Consider the following 444-nt stretch of genomic DNA (forward strand, 5'->3'; position numbering starts at 1 on the left):
ATGTCTTTCTGTATTTGATGCAGAAGGAAGATTCAATCCGACATATGATGAGAGTGAGCTTATGACAGTAGAATGTAAGCATGTATTCTTCTCTGTTGGTCAGTCAATCGTATGGGGTGATCTGTTAAAGGGAAGCAAGGTAGAACTTGGACGCGGTAATGGAGCAGTTGCAGATGAGCTTACTTACCAGACAGCAGAACCGGATATTTTCGTTGGTGGAGACGTTTATACAGGACCGAAGTTTGCAATCGATGCGATCGCAGCAGGAAAGCAGGGAGCAATCTCAATTCATCGTTTTGTACAGCCACAGTCCAGTCTTACAATCGGACGTAACAGAAATGATTTCATCGAATTAGATAAGAATGACATCAAGGTGGAGAATTATGATAATTCCAGCCGTCAGATTCCAGGACATAATAATGCAATTGATAGAAAACATTCCTT

General features: G+C 41.4%; 1 pseudogene. It reads left to right on the plus strand.

The features are described from left to right. A pseudogene (locus PZH32_RS11385) lies at positions 1-444 on the plus strand (FAD-dependent oxidoreductase); the annotation flags it as partial.

It is taken from the genome of Adlercreutzia equolifaciens (assembly GCF_029076695.1).
GTDB lineage: Bacteria > Actinomycetota > Coriobacteriia > Coriobacteriales > Eggerthellaceae > Adlercreutzia > Adlercreutzia equolifaciens_A.